This window comes from Bacteroidia bacterium (assembly GCA_033391075.1).
Classification (GTDB): Bacteria; Bacteroidota; Bacteroidia; order J057; family J057; genus JAWPMV01.
In genome coordinates this window covers 2,722,136-2,742,377 of record JAWPMV010000001.1, presented here as the reverse complement: position 1 = coordinate 2,742,377, position 20,242 = coordinate 2,722,136, and the positions used below count along the sequence as shown (strand labels likewise).

General features: G+C 43.5%; 8 protein-coding genes. 2 read left to right on the top strand and 6 right to left on the bottom strand.

Annotation, left to right across the window (positions count from 1 at the left end; all coding sequences use genetic code 11):
- Window positions 1–130: 130 nt before the first annotated feature.
- The 5 genes from R8P61_11085 to R8P61_11065 form a co-directional block, all read right to left on the bottom strand.
- Window positions 131–1,318, bottom strand: a complete 1,188-nt coding sequence (locus R8P61_11085; protein MDW3647601.1) for a T9SS type A sorting domain-containing protein — start codon at window positions 1,316–1,318, stop codon at window positions 131–133.
- 52 nt (window positions 1,319–1,370) lie between these two features.
- Window positions 1,371–11,849, bottom strand: a complete 10,479-nt coding sequence (locus R8P61_11080; GenBank protein ID MDW3647600.1) for a hypothetical protein — start codon at window positions 11,847–11,849, stop codon at window positions 1,371–1,373.
- A 611-nt stretch (window positions 11,850–12,460) separates the two neighbouring features.
- The gene (locus R8P61_11075) at window positions 12,461–14,179 is read right to left on the bottom strand and encodes an AMP-binding protein (GenBank protein ID MDW3647599.1); all 1,719 of its coding nucleotides are present in this window, start codon (window positions 14,177–14,179) and stop codon (window positions 12,461–12,463) included.
- A 41-nt stretch (window positions 14,180–14,220) separates the two neighbouring features.
- Window positions 14,221–15,237, bottom strand: a complete 1,017-nt coding sequence (locus R8P61_11070; GenBank protein MDW3647598.1) for an MBL fold metallo-hydrolase — start codon at window positions 15,235–15,237, stop codon at window positions 14,221–14,223.
- Between the two features lie 3 nt (window positions 15,238–15,240).
- Complete coding sequence (locus R8P61_11065) at window positions 15,241–16,050, bottom strand: NIPSNAP family protein (GenBank protein ID MDW3647597.1); 810 nt, start codon at window positions 16,048–16,050, stop codon at window positions 15,241–15,243.
- A gap of 90 nt (window positions 16,051–16,140) precedes the next feature.
- On the opposite strand from R8P61_11065, the gene R8P61_11060 reads away from it, so the two are divergent.
- On the top strand, window positions 16,141–17,913 hold the full coding sequence (locus R8P61_11060; protein ID MDW3647596.1) for a PA14 domain-containing protein: 1,773 nt from the start codon (window positions 16,141–16,143) through the stop codon (window positions 17,911–17,913).
- Window positions 17,907–19,829 carry a plastocyanin/azurin family copper-binding protein gene (locus R8P61_11055; GenBank protein MDW3647595.1) on the top strand — a complete coding sequence of 641 codons (1,923 nt, stop codon included), beginning with the start codon at window positions 17,907–17,909 and terminating at the stop codon, window positions 19,827–19,829. Before R8P61_11060 ends, R8P61_11055 begins: the two co-directional genes overlap by 7 nt.
- Window positions 19,830–19,858: 29 nt before the next feature.
- Here the strand turns inward: R8P61_11055 and R8P61_11050 are convergent, their stop codons facing one another.
- Window positions 19,859–20,206 (bottom strand): hypothetical protein, encoded by a 348-nt coding sequence (locus tag R8P61_11050; GenBank protein ID MDW3647594.1) that lies wholly within the window; start codon window positions 20,204–20,206, stop codon window positions 19,859–19,861.
- Between the last annotated feature and the right edge of the window lie 36 nt (window positions 20,207–20,242).

Here is a 20,242-nt window from a genome sequence, read left to right as displayed (position 1 = left end):
TTTCTTCTGTTTTATCGGTGATTTTTTAATGCTGAGAGGTAATGGTCATTACCTTTTGAGGGGGGGCAAAAGTAAAGAGGCCATCCCTTTATGGGACAGCCTCTGTTTCCAATTGATTAAGAATGCCTAATCAATATTTTTTCATGAACTTCAGGTGATGAATACTTTCATTTGGTCCCTGGACTTTGATGAAATAATTACCTTCTGAAAGTTCTGTGATATCAACTTTTTGGAATGCTTTTCCAGCTTCGATCATTCCATTGGAAATTTCTTTGCCTTGCAAATCGAGAATCCAAAATTCGTGATCCATCATTTCTTCGATATAAGTTTCGATAGTGATTTCATCCTCAGCAGGACTTGGAAAAACCACATAGGGATTATCTCCTCCCCATTCGAACTTTACTTCAAGGGTATTGGAATAATCAGTGGTTCCATCCAGATCAATTTGACGGATGCGATAATACACCACATTGGTCATAGGGGTATTATCGAAGAAACTATACATCTGAGGATTTGTTGAATTCCCTTTGGATTGAATAGCTCCTATATCCGTAAACTCGCCATGTTTGAGTTTTTTCTCAATCACAAATCTATCGTTATTAATTTCAGCACCCGTGATCCACTCCAGCTGTACTTCCTGATGCTCTGTCGCTTCGGCGGTAAAACTCATCCATTCCACCGGCAAAGCACCTGAAGAAAGGCTTACAACTGAGGTTCCCCATGGAGAGGTAGAAGCGTAAGTGAGTAGAGCCGTAGCAAAACTACCACTAGTAACAACTGTTATACTTGGATCTCCCGAACCTTTATAACCTGAAATTCGGTATCTACCTAATCTGTGAGTGAATTGATTGTCATCAATTCTCGCCACGCGAGTATCAAAAGCTGTTTGATTACCGGGCCCAGGACCATTAAGTTCGATGTTAAGGATATTGGGTTTCCCATTGGGAATCTCAACAGAAAGTGCATTGTAATAATTGTTTCGGGTAATAGCATCATTGAAGCCTCCGTCTGTGGTTGTCGGAATAAATGTGCTATAGCCATCTTCTTGTCCGAATAAGGATCCGGGATTACTTACCTGATGGATTCCAGGATTGGTAAATTTGCTGTTATCGAAAGAGAGACGAAATTGAGAATCTCCCAGATATACGGCGCCAGAAGAACCATTGGCTTCATGGATATAAATATCAAAGAAGTAATCTGCTCCGGAACTTGATTCATTAGCAATGGTTACTACTGCGCTAACCTGAGCAACTGCAAAGGAGTTGAGACCTACAAACAGCAGGGCGCAAAGTATAAGTTTTATATATGATCTTACCATAATATGCTTGTTAAAAGGAGGGCAAGGCTCATCCTTGCCCTCGGTCATTTATTTAGTAAGGTACTTGCTCAGAACGGCTACGATTATTCCATCCGGCACCTCTGTCTAATGCGTCCGTAACACCATCACAGTTGGCATCGTGGAGATCGTATCCGCTGGTACTTCTAAAGTTCCAGAAGATTCCACGGTCGAGTGCATCGATTACACCATCACCATTGGCATTAGCGCAAACCATACCCTTTTTGCCTGAGGCTCCTAAATCATTTTGGGCCTGAGTTCCCCAAGTATTGGTACTTCCATCGCTAAAGTCAACAGTAGTTGAAACTTCGCTCAACGAAATTGCATTCAAGCTCATCATACCCAGGTGGTTTCTATGGCGGATTACTATGTAGTAATTACCAGCAGATACACCATTGAAGCTGAGCTTTGAGAATCCATCGAGATCTACGATGTCTCCATCACGTTGTAAGAGTGCTGAGCGAGTTGCGACTACCTGGGTGTTATTGATTGCGTCTCTGAGTTCAATAAATACCCAGTCTACGATGGCATTAGAACCAGTTACGCTTAGGACTGCATTATCAATGTTTTCTCCGCCGCCAGGACCTACGTGAGTAAACCCAAGGCCTGTATAAGGCTCAAAGAGTGGTAACATAGAACGCAGATCGTCATTCATCATGCCTGCAGCTTCATTGTAGGGACCTTCGAGCAATGCGCGAGCGGCCAGTACAACTTCATCATCTTCACATGGAGAAGGCTCACAATCAAGGTCGATGTTGATATCACCTGCCTCATGTGTATAGGTTCTGCCTGCAAGTGTACCTGACCAGAAGAACCAGGTAGCAAATCCATAACTATCATCGATGTCATTGGCCCCGATACCTAGCTGAGGACCGTAAGTCATATCAGCTGGGCGATGAGTCAATGTCAATACATCACCATCATAAGTCGAACCTGGTGCACCCGTTAGGGTACTTGCTGGGTCCAGTTCGAAGAAATACCAGTTGAGGTATTCATTGCCAACAGGATTGAGAATATTGTCATGCTTGTACAATCTTCCCAGACTACTCCAGGTTGCCCAATCCATTTTGTTGACCAGTAGCACATTCACATCAAAGATGACATTTGGATCAGATTTGTTAATGATTTGACCCGTAATGGTAGCTGTTCCTGTAGCCACATCTTCAATAAATTGCCCTGTATTCGGAGCCCAAATGAATCGATCATTCTGCTGCATGCCTGGAGCTGCTGGGAAATTCTCCAGCCAGAAGGCATGGTTGAGGGCAGAAACAATAGGGCCATTGTCATCGGAGTGGTTGGTTGCATCACACACGATTTCATCGACTTGAAGAACCGTAGTTATAATGACAACACTATCACAACCAAACTGATTGGTGAAAGTCTGCTGTGTAACGCCTGCCTCCTGTGGATCACAAGTTGTCGCCGCTACGTTAGTTGTATCACTTGGCAACAGAGTTGTTGTGGTGATTACTACACTATCGCAACCAAACTGATTGGTTAAAACTATATCGCTAACACCAACCTGACCAGGATCACAAGTTGTCGCCGCTACGTTAGTTGTATCACTTGGCAACAGAGTTGTTGTGGTGATTACTACACTATCGCAACCAAACTGATTGGTTAAAACTATATCGCTAACACCAACCTGACCAGGATCACAAGTTGTCGCTGCTACGTTAGTTGTATCACTTGGCAACAGAGTTGTTGTGGTGATTACTACACTATCACAACCAAATTGGTTGGCAAAAACTTGTTGACTAACTCCTACTTGGCTTGGATCACAGGTAGTAGCTGCAACATTGGTTGTATTGGTTGGATTCTCTGTTACTACAAAGCTTGGAGATGTTCCAGAACATCCATTTGCATCGGTAACAGTAACAGTATAAGAACCATCAGTTGCAGTAATGGTCTGGGTAGTTTCACCACCTGGAGACCACGAGTAAGATGAAAAACCAGCGCCAGCGTCAAGTAATACTCCTCCAGAACCCTCACAATATTCATTGTCGCCAGTGATATTTACAACCGGGGCAGGCTTAATTTCAATCTGCTGGGTAGTTGAAGTTGAGCAGTTACCAGCTGTTTGATAAGTAATGGTATATGTTGTATTCGCACTTACTGTACTCAAATCAAGTTCACCAGTAGTTGGATCGATGGTAGCACCACCGCTCACGGAGAATGTTCCGCCAGCATCACCAGTAATCGTAGCAGAAGGATTTGTATCGGCATTGATACAAGCCATCATTGGATAGGTGAAAGAGGCATCTCCAGCCGACTGGATAGTAATTGGCTGAGTTGAAGACTCAGGACAATCACCTGCAGTCAAATAGGTGATGGTATACATCTGCCCTGCAGTAGTTGAGCTTAGGTCAAGCTCACCGGTAGCTGGGTCAATACTAGCACCATTATCAACCGAGAATGTACCTCCAGCCAGGCCAGTAATGGTTGCAGTAGGATTGCTTCCTACAATACAAGCGGTAGCTGGATACGTAAATCCGGGGTCATCCGCAGGCTTGATGTCAATTGTCTGAGTAGAAGACTCAGGGCAATCACCAGCAGTCAGATAAGTGATAGTATAAGTGGTATTAGCTGTAACCGTACTCAAATCGAGTGCACCAGTAGTTGGATCGATGGTAGCACCGCCATCTACAGAGAAAGCACCACCTGCAAGACCGGTTACCGTAGCACTAGGATCCGTATCAGCATTGATACATACCATGGCTGGGTAAGTAAAGCTTGCGTCATCCGCAGGCTTGATGTCAATTGTCTGAGTAGAAGACTCAGGACAATCACCAGCAGTCAGATAAGTGATAGTATAAGTGGTATTAGCTGTAACCGTACTCAAATCGAGTGCACCAGTAGTTGGATCGATAGTAGCACCGCCATCTACAGAGAAAGCACCACCTGCAAGACCGGTTACCGTAGCACTAGGATCCGTATCAGCATTGATACATACCATAGCTGGGTAAGTAAAGCTTGCATCATCCGCAGGCTTGATGTCAATTGTCTGAGTAGAAGACTCAGGGCAATCACCAGCAGTCAGATAAGTGATAGTATAAGTGGTATTAGCTGTAACCGTACTCAAATCGAGTGCACCAGTAGTTGGATCGATAGTAGCACCGCCATCTACGGAGAAAGCACCACCTGCAAGACCAGTTACCGTAGCACTAGGATCCGTATCAGCATTGATACATACCATGGCTGGGTAAGTAAAGCTTGCGTCATCCGCAGGCTTGATGTCAATTGTCTGAGTAGAAGACTCAGGACAATCACCAGCAGTCAGATAAGTGATAGTATAAGTGGTATTAGCTGTAACCGTACTCAAATCGAGTGCACCAGTAGTTGGATCGATGGTAGCACCGCCATCTACGGAGAAAGCACCACCTGCAAGACCAGTTACCGTAGCACTAGGATCCGTATCAGCATTGATACATACCATAGCTGGGTAAGTAAAGCTTGCATCATCCGCAGGCTTAATTTCAATCTGCTGGGTAGTTGAAGTTGAGCAGTTACCAGCTGTTTGATAAGTAATGGTATATGTTGTATTCGCACTTACTGTACTCAAATCAAGTTCACCAGTAGTTGGATCGATGGTAGCACCACCGCTCACGGAGAATGTTCCGCCAGCATCACCAGTAATCGTAGCAGAAGGATTTGTATCGGCATTGATACAAGCCATCATTGGATAGGTGAAAGAGGCATCTCCAGCCGACTGGATAGTAATTGGCTGAGTTGAAGACTCAGGACAATCACCTGCAGTCAAATAGGTGATGGTATACATCTGCCCTGCAGTAGTTGAGCTTAGGTCAAGCTCACCGGTAGCTGGGTCAATACTAGCACCATTATCAACTGAGAATGTACCTCCAGCCAGGCCAGTAATGGTTGCAGTAGGATTGCTTCCTACAATACAAGCGGTAGCTGGATACGTAAATCCGGGGTCATCCGCAGGCTTGATGTCAATTGTCTGAGTAGAAGACTCAGGGCAATCACCAGCAGTCAGATAAGTGATAGTATAAGTGGTATTAGCTGTAACCGTACTCAAATCGAGTGCACCAGTAGTTGGATCGATGGTAGCACCGCCATCTACAGAGAAAGCACCACCTGCAAGACCGGTTACCGTAGCACTAGGATCGGTATCATCATTGATACATACCATGGCTGGGTAAGTAAAGCTTGCATCATCCGCAGGCTTGATGTCAATTGTCTGAGTAGAAGACTCAGGACAATCACCAGCAGTCAGATAAGTGATAGTATAAGTGGTATTAGCTGTAACCGTACTCAAATCGAGTGCACCAGTAGTTGGATCGATAGTAGCACCGCCATCTACAGAGAAAGCACCACCTGCAAGACCGGTTACCGTAGCACTAGGATCCGTATCAGAATTGATACATACCATAGCTGGGTAAGTAAAGCTTGCATCATCCGCAGGCTTGATGTCAATTGTCTGAGTAGAAGACTCAGGGCAATCACCAGCAGTCAGATAAGTGATAGTATAAGTGGTATTAGCTGTAACCGTACTCAAATCGAGTGCACCAGTAGTTGGATCGATAGTAGCACCGCCATCTACGGAGAAAGCACCACCTGCAAGACCAGTTACCGTAGCACTAGGATCCGTATCAGCATTGATACATACCATGGCTGGGTAAGTAAAGCTTGCGTCATCCGCAGGCTTGATGTCAATTGTCTGAGTAGAAGACTCAGGACAATCACCAGCAGTCAGATAAGTGATAGTATAAGTGGTATTAGCTGTAACCGTACTCAAATCGAGTGCACCAGTAGTTGGATCGATGGTAGCACCGCCATCTACGGAGAAAGCACCACCTGCAAGACCAGTTACCGTAGCACTAGGATCCGTATCAGCATTGATACATACCATAGCTGGGTAAGTAAAGCTTGCATCATCCGCAGGCTTAATTTCAATCTGCTGGGTAGTTGAAGTTGAGCAGTTACCAGCTGTTTGATAAGTAATGGTATATGTTGTATTCGCACTTACTGTACTCAAATCAAGTTCACCAGTAGTTGGATCGATGGTAGCACCACCGCTCACGGAGAATGTTCCGCCAGCATCACCAGTAATCGTAGCAGAAGGATTTGTATCGGCATTGATACAAGCCATCATTGGATAGGTGAAAGAGGCATCTCCAGCCGACTGGATAGTAATTGGCTGAGTTGAAGACTCAGGACAATCACCTGCAGTCAAATAGGTGATGGTATACATCTGCCCTGCAGTAGTTGAGCTTAGGTCAAGCTCACCGGTAGCTGGGTCAATACTAGCACCATTATCAACTGAGAATGTACCTCCAGCCAGGCCAGTAATGGTTGCAGTAGGATTGCTTCCTACAATACAAGCGGTAGCTGGATACGTAAATCCGGGGTCATCCGCAGGCTTGATGTCAATTGTCTGAGTAGAAGACTCAGGGCAATCACCAGCAGTCAGATAAGTGATAGTATAAGTGGTATTAGCTGTAACCGTACTCAAATCGAGTGCACCAGTAGTTGGATCGATGGTAGCACCGCCATCTACAGAGAAAGCACCACCTGCAAGACCGGTTACCGTAGCACTAGGATCGGTATCATCATTGATACATACCATGGCTGGGTAAGTAAAGCTTGCATCATCCGCAGGCTTGATGTCAATTGTCTGAGTAGAAGACTCAGGACAATCACCAGCAGTCAGATAAGTGATAGTATAAGTGGTATTAGCTGTAACCGTACTCAAATCGAGTGCACCAGTAGTTGGATCGATAGTAGCACCGCCATCTACAGAGAAAGCACCACCTGCAAGACCGGTTACCGTAGCACTAGGATCCGTATCAGAATTGATACATACCATAGCTGGGTAAGTAAAGCTTGCATCATCCGCAGGCTTGATGTCAATTGTCTGAGTAGAAGACTCAGGGCAATCACCAGCAGTCAGATAAGTGATAGTATAAGTGGTATTAGCTGTAACCGTACTCAAATCGAGTGCACCAGTAGTTGGATCGATAGTAGCACCGCCATCTACGGAGAAAGCACCACCTGCAAGACCAGTTACCGTAGCACTAGGATCCGTATCAGCATTGATACATACCATGGCTGGGTAAGTAAAGCTTGCGTCATCCGCAGGCTTGATGTCAATTGTCTGAGTAGAAGACTCAGGACAATCACCAGCAGTCAGATAAGTGATAGTATAAGTGGTATTAGCTGTAACCGTACTCAAATCGAGTGCACCAGTAGTTGGATCGATGGTAGCACCGCCATCTACGGAGAAAGCACCACCTGCAAGACCAGTTACCGTAGCACTAGGATCCGTATCAGCATTGATACATACCATAGCTGGGTAAGTAAAGCTTGCATCATCCGCAGGCTTAATTTCAATCTGCTGGGTAGTTGAAGTTGAGCAGTTACCAGCTGTTTGATAAGTAATGGTATATGTTGTATTCGCACTTACTGTACTCAAATCAAGTTCACCAGTAGTTGGATCGATGGTAGCACCACCGCTCACGGAGAATGTTCCGCCAGCATCACCAGTAATCGTAGCAGAAGGATTTGTATCGGCATTGATACAAGCCATCATTGGATAGGTGAAAGAGGCATCTCCAGCCGACTGGATAGTAATTGGCTGAGTTGAAGACTCAGGACAATCACCTGCAGTCAAATAGGTGATGGTATACATCTGCCCTGCAGTAGTTGAGCTTAGGTCAAGCTCACCGGTAGCTGGGTCAATACTAGCACCATTATCAACTGAGAATGTACCTCCAGCCAGGCCAGTAATGGTTGCAGTAGGATTGCTTCCTACAATACAAGCGGTAGCTGGATACGTAAATCCGGGGTCATCCGCAGGCTTGATGTCAATTGTCTGAGTAGAAGACTCAGGGCAATCACCAGCAGTCAGATAAGTGATAGTATAAGTGGTATTAGCTGTAACCGTACTCAAATCGAGTGCACCAGTAGTTGGATCGATGGTAGCACCGCCATCTACAGAGAAAGCACCACCTGCAAGACCGGTTACCGTAGCACTAGGATCGGTATCATCATTGATACATACCATTGCTGGGTAAGTAAAGCTTGCATCATCCGCAGGCTTGATGTCAATTGTCTGAGTAGAAGACTCAGGACAATCACCAGCAGTCAGATAAGTGATAGTATAAGTGGTATTAGCTGTAACCGTACTCAAATCGAGTGCACCAGTAGTTGGATCGATAGTAGCACCGCCATCTACAGAGAAAGCACCACCTGCAAGACCGGTTACCGTAGCACTAGGATCCGTATCAGAATTGATACATACCATAGCTGGGTAAGTAAAGCTTGCATCATCCGCAGGCTTGATGTCAATTGTCTGAGTAGAAGACTCAGGGCAATCACCAGCAGTCAGATAAGTGATAGTATAAGTGGTATTAGCTGTAACCGTACTCAAATCGAGTGCACCAGTAGTTGGATCGATAGTAGCACCGCCATCTACGGAGAAAGCACCACCTGCAAGACCGGTTACCGTAGCACTAGGATCCGTATCAGAATTGATACATACCATAGCTGGGTAAGTAAAGCTTGCATCATCCGCAGGCTTGATGTCAATTGTCTGAGTAGAAGACTCAGGGCAATCACCAGCAGTCAGATAAGTGATAGTATAAGTGGTATTAGCTGTAACCGTACTCAAATCGAGTGCACCAGTAGTTGGATCGATAGTAGCACCGCCATCTACAGAGAAAGCACCACCTGCAAGACCGGTTACCGTAGCACTAGGATCCGTATCAGAATTGATACATACCATAGCTGGGTAAGTAAAGCTTGCATCATCCGCAGGCTTGATATCAATTGTCTGAGTAGAAGACTCAGGACAATCACCAGCAGTCAGATAAGTGATAGTATAAGTGGTATTAGCTGTAACCGTACTCAAATCGAGTGCACCAGTAGTTGGATCGATAGTAGCACCGCCATCTACAGAGAAAGCACCACCTGCAAGACCGGTTACCGTAGCACTAGGATCCGTATCAGAATTGATACATACCATAGCTGGGTAAGTAAAGCTTGCATCATCCGCAGGCTTGATGTCAATTGTCTGAGTAGAAGACTCAGGGCAATCACCAGCAGTCAGATAAGTGATAGTATAAGTGGTATTAGCTGTAACCGTACTCAAATCGAGTGCACCAGTAGTTGGATCGATAGTAGCACCGCCATCTACAGAGAAAGCACCACCTGCAAGACCGGTTACCGTAGCACTAGGATCCGTATCAGCATTGATACATACCATAGCTGGGTAAGTAAAGCTTGCATCATCCGCAGGCTTGATGTCAATTGTCTGAGTAGAAGACTCAGGGCAATCACCAGCAGTCAGATAAGTGATAGTATAAGTGGTATTAGCTGTAACCGTACTCAAATCGAGTGCACCAGTAGTTGGGTCGATAGTAGCACCGCCATCTACAGAGAAAGCACCACCTGCAAGACCGGTTACCGTAGCACTAGGATCCGTATCAGCATTGATACATACCATAGCTGGGTAAGTAAAGCTTGCATCATCCGCAGGCTTGATGTCAATTGTCTGAGTAGAAGACTCAGGGCAATCGCCAGCAGTCAGATAAGTGATAGTATAAGTGGTATTAGCTGTAACCGTACTCAAATCGAGTGCACCAGTAGTTGGATCGATAGTAGCACCGCCATCTACAGAGAAAGCACCACCTGCAAGACCGGTTACCGTAGCACTAGGATCCGTATCAGCATTGATACATACCATAGCTGGGTAAGTAAAGCTTGCGTCATCCGCAGGCTTGATGTCAATTGTCTGAGTAGAAGACTCAGGACAAGGTCCATTGGTCAAATAGGTAATGGTATAGGTAGTGTTGGCTGTAACCGTACTCAAATCGAGTGCACCAGTAGTTGGATCGATAGTAGCACCGCCATCTACGGAGAAAGTACCACCTGCCAGTCCAGTTACCGTAGCAACAGGATCGGTATCATCATTAATACATGCAGTAGCTGGATAAGTAAATCCAGCATCATCCTTAGGTGCTCCTTCATTTATTGTAGCATTGTCCGTTGCATTACAGCTCGGATCTCCACTGTCTCTGGCATAAACGGTATAAGCACCATCATCCAGAGAATTGAATACATTCGAAGGGAAGTAATCAACCCCATTTATAGAGTATTCAATGCTTGTACAAGTAGTACAAGTCGCATTAATGGTGATAGAACCATCGCCTTCATCTACACAAGTTTCATCATCTGTGTCAACCGATGTTATAGCTATATCACAAGCTGGATCTACGTCTGTAGGTTCACAATCAGAATCATTTGAACTATCGGTATCATCACTAATAGTAGTGACAGAAACATTATTAGTTAGATCATAGGTTGTACCAGGTGCACAATCCGTCCCCCCTCCGTTTCCTGTTGGCGCTGTTGCACTTACATCAACTGTAATCGTAATTGTTATAGTTTCACCTGGATTTAAAAATTGAAGATCACAGGTAAATGTGCTCCCGCTTATCGTACAATCTGCAGCTTCATTTACTATGTATCCTTCTGTATCTGTGATTGTTGCGCTTACGAAGGTCGTATTTGCATCAAGAATATCAGTAAGGACAACATCATTGGCCACTGATGGACCCGCATTATTGACTACTAAGGTATAGGTAAGCTGATCTCCCTGAACAACAGGGTCCTGAGAATCAGATTTTGTAACAGAAATGTCTACATCGCTGGTGAAAAACTCTCTTGCGCGTAGTAAAGGAACTGTCTGATTACCCGTGCTTATTGTCTCTCCTGTCTCGCAGGTGCCACTTGTGGTGGCATCGATTAACCTGGATTGAACATTTCCTCCTATACCTGGAGGGATGGTGGATTGAAGTACCAACCAAATCTCTAAAATAACCGTCTCACCTGGATCAATTCCACAAATTTCAAAGGTCCCCTGGATTTCGGAGCCAACTAGTGCTCCTGAAAAAGAGGTAACGGTTGCGTCGGTATCAATTTCAACTGCACTTGCATCCCCTCCATCAACGAAGGCAGCATAAATTCCATTACTTCCAACAGTTGGATCATATCCAAAAGCACCTCCATTGGTAGTCTCGGTCTCCCAACCAGCCTCTATCGTAATGCAATCATCACTACATGCCCCTCCGGCATCTGTTTTAATCTCAATAATAAAGGGGACTATCTGACCCAAGGCCATATTTTCCGGTGCAAGGGATTCAACAGTTGTTGCTTGATCTGCTCCCGCAATTGGATTAGATGCCCTACCAGAGGGTGGGGAAATTTGAGAGGTAAAAAGGCGTGGGTATAATTCTGGATCACCTGCACTAAAATCAAGCATGTAATCTCCGCCCGCTGATATGGTAGGAGGAGAATCAGGAATTTCTCCATTGGTCGCTTCCAGAGGAGTCCCAAAAGAGAATAATAAAAACAAGGCAGTTAAAACTCCAAGGTATTTCCCCGGAATTATTTTTGCCCTTGAAAAAGATAAGAAGCTTGCCCTCAAAGTTGAGGCTTTGAATCGTTCTGAGCTTTTCCCAAGGGCCAATTTGTAAATCATCCAGTTCATAGAGGATAAATTAAAATGGCAAAACGCAATAATTAATGGACTAGATGGATCTAGTACCCCAAATCATAATTGACTTAAAATGGTTAGTAAAGAAAGAGTAAGTAGGTAGTGTTATTTATGTGAAACCTGTCATATAGTGTGTGCTGTCGTTAGAACTATTTATTCTCTATCGGTTAACAGGTTTTCAGCATGCAGAAAGGAGCTCTTCGAAAAAAGCGAAAATTTGAACTTAAGGAAGCTACTAATTCTGGCTTATTAAGAATTCCTTCAAGGTACCAAAAACCGAATTAACAAAAAATTATTAAAGCGATAATTAAGCTGAAATTGAGTGAACGGTCAATTATTGACCCTCAATCGTTTCTACATGTTGTTTGGGATTGCGTTAAAGGTAAATAAATATTTAAGTAATAAAAATAATCCGCTCCTAAAAATTTGACCTCCAAGTGATTAGTTCATTTTTCGAAATAATAAAAATCCTCATTTTTAGTTCGAATAAGCATAATAACGCCTATTTATCCCTGGTAAAAAGAATCAAAAAAAAATGACAAATCGGTTAAGAGAAATCATTCTCTCAAAAAAAAGGGCCTCCTTCTGGAAGCCCTTTTTTTTAATCATACCCAAATGATTTTTGCATCATCTGCATGCCATTGCGCATAAGATTCCATATATTTTTCATCGATTTTTCCTCTCCGGATTTTGAGGGTAGGAGTGAGGAGTTCGTTGTCCGGGCTCCAGGCTTCTTCAATAATCACTATGGTTGAAATTATTTCATGTCCATGAAGACTTTTATTTACCCCTGCTAAATGATTTGTCAGGTTTTGAGCAATAGCCTCTTTCTCTTCAGCCAGTCCAATTTCAGAAAGATTTACCAGCGCAATAGGTTGGGGAACGCCCAATCCTGCTACGCAAATTTGCTCGATATTTGAATTCTCGCTGAACTTATCTTCTAGTATTGTAGGTACAACAAATTTTCCCTTACTGGTTTTGAAGGCATCCTTAACCCGACCAATAATTTTGATATATCCCTCATCATCTATCTGGCCTTTATCTCCGGTATGCAGCCATCCATCAACCAGAACTTTCGAAGTCAAGGCATCATCTTTATAGTAACCTTTCATCATCCAGGGCAGTTTCATCATAATCTCTCCCGTTTCCGGATGAATTTTCCCTTCACAATAGGTCATGGGTTTGCCTACTGTATTCGCTTTGTGCCCAAATTCTGGCATTAGAGAAAACCCACCAAAATTTTCTGTCATGCCATAGACTTCTCGAAGATTGATCCCTAAACTTCTGTACCATTGCTTCAAACTCTCAGGAGTAATAGAAGCTCCTGTCATAATCAGAGTAGCCCTTGAAAGTCCCAGACTCTTCTTGATTTTCTTTTTTACCAGCCAACTAAGGATGGGAATTTTGAGGAAGGTATTGAGTTTTTTCTGAGGCATTTTCGCTAATACCCCCAAATTGAATTTGGTCCATATACGGGGAACTGCAAAAAACAGGGTAGGCTGGGTGTCCTGAAGATTTTTTGCGAAGGTATCTAAAGATTCCGCAAATGATATGCTACCTCCTGATAATAGCGCCCCAATCTCAACTGCTGTTCTCTCGGCAATATGATTTAGAGGAAGAAAAGAGAAGAAAGTAGGATTGGGGGTTGAAAGGGTTTTCAATGTATCATTGATAACCTCTCCGTTCATAATCAAGGCCGCATTCTTAAATGTATGAACTACTCCTTTGGGAGTGCCGGTAGTCCCTGAAGTAAAGAGTATAGTCCAGTTACTTTCAATATCCGGCTTAGGTTGTCCTTCGATAGGATCATGTGCTTTTACCAACTCATCCCAGTCTTTTCCGCGGGTGACTTTCGCATTTCCACTGTAATGAGGAAATTTGATGATGGGGAAATCCTTGGGTATGCCTCCATCTATATTGTCCCAGGTATCCAGTTTTCCCACAAAGACAGCTCGAGCATCACTCTTTTCCAATACTTCTGTCATTTGTTCCGAAGATAGATTGGCATAAAAAGGAGTTGATACATAACCTCCCATCATAATAGCCAGATCGGCAAGTATCCAGTGATAACAGTTTTTGGATACAATGGCAATATGATCTCCTTCTTTAAATCCCATGCTTTGAAGAGCCGAAGTCATCTTTCTGGCTTCCTTCATAGCTTCCCCCCATGTCATTTCTTTCCAGCTATCTCCAAAAGGTTGACGGAGAAAGGTCTCATTTGCTTTTTCTGTTTCCCAACGATAAATAAAGTCTAATTGAGTTTTAAGATCTGAATACAGATCCGGATATCTTTCCGTGAAATATTCGAGTGTAGTAGTGGGCATATGTTCTGATTTAAATTCTTTTTACAATTTACATATTTCTGCTAATCGGACAACTTTACTTTTTCCCATTGAGGCAATAATTCTGCTTCGAGAGAACGACTTCTACATGCATCAAGTGTTGCTTGTAAACTTCCTTCTGTATCCATCATGATATTGTTTAGGTAAGTCGGTCCTTGCAAGGACTTTCGAATGGATCCAGCGAAAGCATCAAAGTGAATAGGGAAAACCTTCTTTACCTCAGTTTTGTCAAGTAACTCTTCAAAATATTGAACCTGATAGGATTCCTTTTGTTTCCCCAATCCACCTATGCCTAAAAAAACAATATCCGGTCTGATTTTGGAAAAACCATCTTTTATATATCCGGCGCTGCCATGTATCAGAAAATTGCTCTGGGGATGTTCTATATATAAGGAGTATGCTCCTCCCATTTTATAGTCAAAGGCTTTGGCTGGTGGGACTAAGGGCAGATCAATATTCTGACTTCCTTCCAGGGCTCTTTCTTTTAAGAGAGCATTGGGAAATTCATAGTGTTGGGTCAGTATGGGCTGAATTCTGAATTTTCCGATTTGTAAAGACTCACCGCTTTCAAAAACCTTGATTTGATTTTCAGGAAGTCCCCATCCTCTGCCGACATTAGCTGTGGAAGCAGATCCATACAAATTCGCTCCTGTTATCCGGGCCACCTCTGGTGCATCCATCGAATGATCAAAATGAGAATGAAGTACAAAAATGCCATCCAGCTTAGAAGCTTCCAATTTGTCCAGAGCCCAGGCAATATCCAGGGTGTCTGGATAAATTTCCCCTAATAAAATACGGGACATACTCGGGCGACTGAAAAATCCATCCGTTAATATTTGGGTTTCACCATCAGATATTAAGAGTGTACTGATTCCAGCAAACTGTACATAAAGACTGCTATCATTTAAACTTGAAGGCTCTGCCAGATATTCATCATAAGCGGAAAGATCAACATGACACCTGGACAGGAAAAGCAGACTAAAAAGTAGCAGGAACAAAATTGCTCCCAGAACAATCCCAATTTTCTTTAATAGATTCATGAACTAGATTTCTGAACCCGGAAGTGGTTTTAGCATAATGCTATGAATCTTGGATACCGTATTTGCATATTCCTCCAAATCCTTGATTGCCTTCCAGCGATCATCATTTCCAAATGAGGTCCATTGAGCTTTGCGGGTTTCTTCAGTGGCATCTTTATAGGAAACCATATAAATGAGATTGGGTTGCTCATCTCCTGTGAGTGCCCGGGCAAAGAATACCGGATAAAATCCCAGATCTTTAAAGATCGTAACCTCTCCGCCTGCATCAAACATTTTGACCTTGGCAATTCCTTTTTTCTCAGAATAGCTTTCATAACTTCTCAATTCAAACACTCGATCCGGATTGCTGTGAATTGCCGGAACTTCCATTTTGGGCATGCTGTCAAAAGCAATCAGAAGCCGACTATCAATTCTTTCAAAAGCTTTGGCGGGATGAGCCATGTCCAAATGAGCAGCACCTGAACTCAGGTATGCCTGGTCTTGCATCATTTTATCCTGTAGTTCTGCGAAAACATCCAGGTTGCTGAACGGGAGTAGCAAACTGATATAGTTTCCATCTTTAGCTGTATCTAAAGGGCTAAACATACCAATAGGCCCAATTCCCTGACGTTTCAGAGCGGGTATGGCTGCATCTTTCAGGAAAGTCGCGACTGCCTCAAATTGTTCCGGGCTTGACAATTCATAATTTCTGAGTTCATAAAATTCTTTTGAAGGGGCTTTTACCTCTTCCATTGAATTCTCTTTAATCGGAGCTTGACAACCGGAAAATAAAATAAGAAGGACTAAATAAAGGCTGAGATTTTTGCTAAGCATAGTAAGTAGTTTTTGTAGATTGAAGCTTGAATTTACTAAAATTCAAATTTTTTCTAGATTTATACTCAATCTGACTATTACTATTACATAATGAACAGGCTAATCCCTTTCGTCCTTCTGATCCTCATATCCTTATATGCATGTGAGGAAGAAGGGCTACCAGAGTCCAGTCCTCCCAAAATAGCTATTCCTACAGAACTTGATTTCCAGGAACTGGAAGCAAGTGAATCAGCTGCATGGGTAGGAAAGGCATATTTAGAAACTCCTATAAGTGGAGAAAAGATCACTTCCCTGGAAGGAAATGAAACACTTCTTCTGGAAGCTGATGGAAACGCAACTTATAGTAGTCCCTTTTCACATCAAAACATTGAACTGGATATTGAATTCATGACATCCAAAGGAGCAGAAGGAGGAATCCTTTTGCAAGGAGCCCATATGATTCATTTAAATGACAATTGGGGAGCTGATGGACTTGCCAATGCAGCCGGAAAGATCGACGATGATCCTCCTATGGCTGATGCCTCTCTGGCGCCAGGTCTTTGGCAAAAACTCAGAGTCCTCTACCACAATACGGAAGGAGGACCTGTATTTGACAAGATTGAGCTCAATGGATATTTGGTACAGGAAAACCTGGCTATGGGTACTACCAATCCAGAGGCAGCCCCACTTGAGTTTCTCGTAGAGAAAGGAGCAATGGCTTTTAGAAATATTGGATACAAATTGTACGAAGACAAACTTCCCTTTCTGGACGATCTTAGCTATAATTTTTACGAAATAGAAGGGAGAACCACTGCTCCCGATTCCATTCCGGATTTTAGCACGCTTGAAGTCAAAGACAGTGGAAAATCAGACACTTTGAGCTGGCAGGTTACGGAAGAAAGAAGAAATTACGCCCTGACATTTGAAGGAAAACTCAATGTCCCCACCGAGGGAGAATATATGTTTGAACTTCGAGTCCAGGGAGGTGCTATCTTATTTATTGATGGAAAGGAACTGATCAATCATGATGGGGAAACCAATTATGAAGAGGATTCAAAGTTTTCCAATATTAGCTTGACTCCCGGGGATCATGACTTCAAACTTCTTTATCGCAAAGAACATATGCACTGGCGCTTCGGACTGGGACTCTTTGTGGAAGGACCAGGAATTGAGAAAATGCCCTTGCATAGCAAAGGTTCTGTATATAAAAGAGCAAAACCCGAGCCCTATGCTTTGAAGGCGGAGGAAAAAGGAAGCTTGCACAGAAGCTATCTGATGCATAAGGATGAAAAATTGACCCACGCCATTTCTATTGGAGATCCTGATGGGATTCATTATAGCTATGACCTGGATAATGCCAGCCTGCTGCAAATGTGGGGAGGTGAATTTCTGGATGTACGGCAGATGTGGGTGGGCCGAGGAGCAGAGCAATTAGCAGTACCTATGGGAGCTGCCATCGTTCATTCTGGTTTGCCCAACTTTGCAGTTTTACCCAAAAAGAATAGTACTTGGCCTGAGAAGCTGAGCGATGATGGTCCTCTGAAATTCAAAGGCTACAACATAAGCGAAAATGGTGGGCCCGTATTTAGATATGCGTTAGAAGGAGGAGAGATTCAGGATCAAATTCTCCCTTCAACAAGTGGAAGAAGTTTGAAAAGAAGCATAAGTTTGAATGATTCCAAAGAAAGCAAAGCTTATATCTTGTTAGCCAAAGGAATGGAAATCCATGAAGGCCCACATGGTCTTTACGGCGTGGATAACTTTAACTACTATCTGGCGGTAGAAGGAAATGCAAAGCCGGAAATCAGACAAACCACCCACGGCCAGGAACTCATCATGGCTCTTTCACCCAATTCAACTATAAGCTATAGCCTGACATGGTAAAAAGATATTTTTTCTATATACTCATACTGATTCTGGGCAGCTCTGTGTTGGCTCAGGAAAATCCTCACTATCAAATCGAGGATCTCCCGATTCCTGAAGGAATAATCCTGGAGGTAGGAGGTCTGGCATTTATGCCGGATGGAGCATTGGCTGTTTGTACCCGTAGGGGAGAAGTCTGGATCATCAAAGATCCTTATGCTACAAGCGCTGACCCTGCCAATTTTACTCGCTTTGCTTCCGGTTTACACGAACCCCTGGGACTTGCCTATAAGGATGGCTCTTTATTGACTGTGCAGAGAGGAGAACTTACAAAATTGACAGATGTAAATGGAGACGGAAAGGCGGACAGCTACGAAAGTATAGCCAAGTGGCCTTTATCTGGAAATTACCATGATTATGGATACGGGCCTCTATTATTACCTAATGGTAATATGATGGTCGCTCTTAACCTCTCCTGGATTGGTTACGGGGCAAGTTTGGTGAAATGGAGAGGATGGATGTTGGAAATTACCCCTGAAGGAGAAATTATGCCTTATGCAACGGGCATGCGTTCGCCCGCTGGGTTTGGTCTGGATGCGGATGGAGAATTGTTTTATTCGGATAATCAGGGAGACTGGGTAGGATCTGGTAGAGTTACCCATGTGTCAAAAGGCGATTTTGTGGGAAATCCTCAGGGTTTGAAATGGGCTCAAGAAGAAGGTTCTCCTGTGGAATTGACCTTTGATATGTTTGCGGACTCTATGGGAACCTTATACACCCAGGCTATGCAAGTAGATGGGATCAAAGAACCTACTGCCTGGTTTCCACATGGGGTAATGGGAATCTCAACCTCCGCAATTTTGCTGGACAATACCGAAGGGAAATTCGGTCCTTTTGAAAACCAGATGTTTATCGGAGATCAGGGCCAATCCAAAATCATGCGGATGCAATTAGAGAAAGTAGAAGGTAGCTACCAGGCTGCACTTTTCCCTTTTACAGAAGGCTTTTCATCTGGAGTACTAAGACAGGCCTGGGGAGAAGATGGAACCATGTTCGTTGGAATGACCAATAGAGGATGGGCCTCAACTGGTAGAGCACCTTTCGGCATCCAAAGATTGAAGTATAATGGAAAGACTCCCTTCGAGATGCAAAGAATAGAAGCCCGTCCAGATGGCTTTGAAATATTCTTTACCCAAAAAATCAATCCAGCAACTGTCCGCAACATGGACAAATTCTCTATCAAAAGCTTTACCTATCACTACCATTCGACCTACGGGAGCCCTGCAATCAATATAGAGACCTGTGAGGTTAGCGAAGCTATTGTTGGGAATGAGGGAGGATCTGTATACCTGAAAGTGGATAATCTCCGAGAAGGTTTTGTGCATGAGATTAGGTTAAATGATGTAAAAAATCAATTGGGCAAAAAATTATTGCATGATTTCGCCTACTATACTCTTAACAAAATTCCCGGGGGAGGAGGAAATCAGCAAGCAGCCAGTACCGGCAGCAATACCAGCTCTGCTTCTAGCAAAAGAATCACAAGTATGCCGGTAAACTGGAATGGGAAAGCAGATGAAAGTATAGAGATTGCGACGAAACCGGGTATGTATTTTAATAAAGAAGTCCTGGAGGTAAAAGCAGGTAGCAAAGTCAAACTGACCTTTAATAATGATGACGATATGCAGCACAATTGGGTCCTGGTGAAAAAAGGAAGCATAGATGAGGTAGGGCTGGCTGCTATTGAGTTGGGAATTGAAGGACCAGCGAAAAACTATGTACCCGAAACCGAAAATGTGATATTCCACACCAAACTACTGGAACCTGAAACAACAGAGGATATCTATTTTATAGCACCGGATAAGCCGGGCGATTATCCCTTTGTATGCACGATGGCCGGCCATCACATTACGATGCGAGGAATATTAAAAGTAAGATAAAAAAGAGGGGCTCCAATCGGGGCCCTTTTTCAATTCGCTTTGGTTTTGACAAGCACCACCGCAGAAGCCGGTGCATTGGTCCACCTTTTTATATCGGTTTGTTCTTTCAAAAGGCGAACACTGGCTATGGACTGCACATTTACCATCCCCAGCAAGTCACTATACTCCACAATTCGATTGTCCAATACGATAATCGGTTGCTGATTTTGGTACAAAAGTCCTTGTTTACTGACAATCAGGCCCGGGACTCTCTGTAAATACTCCTGCACGGAATTGGCTGGTGTTCTTTGACTCACTGAGCGGGTACTTTCACAAGAAGAAAAAGACAGTAAAAGGGCTAATGAAAAAAACAGAAAAAATTGTAAACGATATCTCATAATTATGGTTTCTATCTAAAGTAAAAGAGAATAATT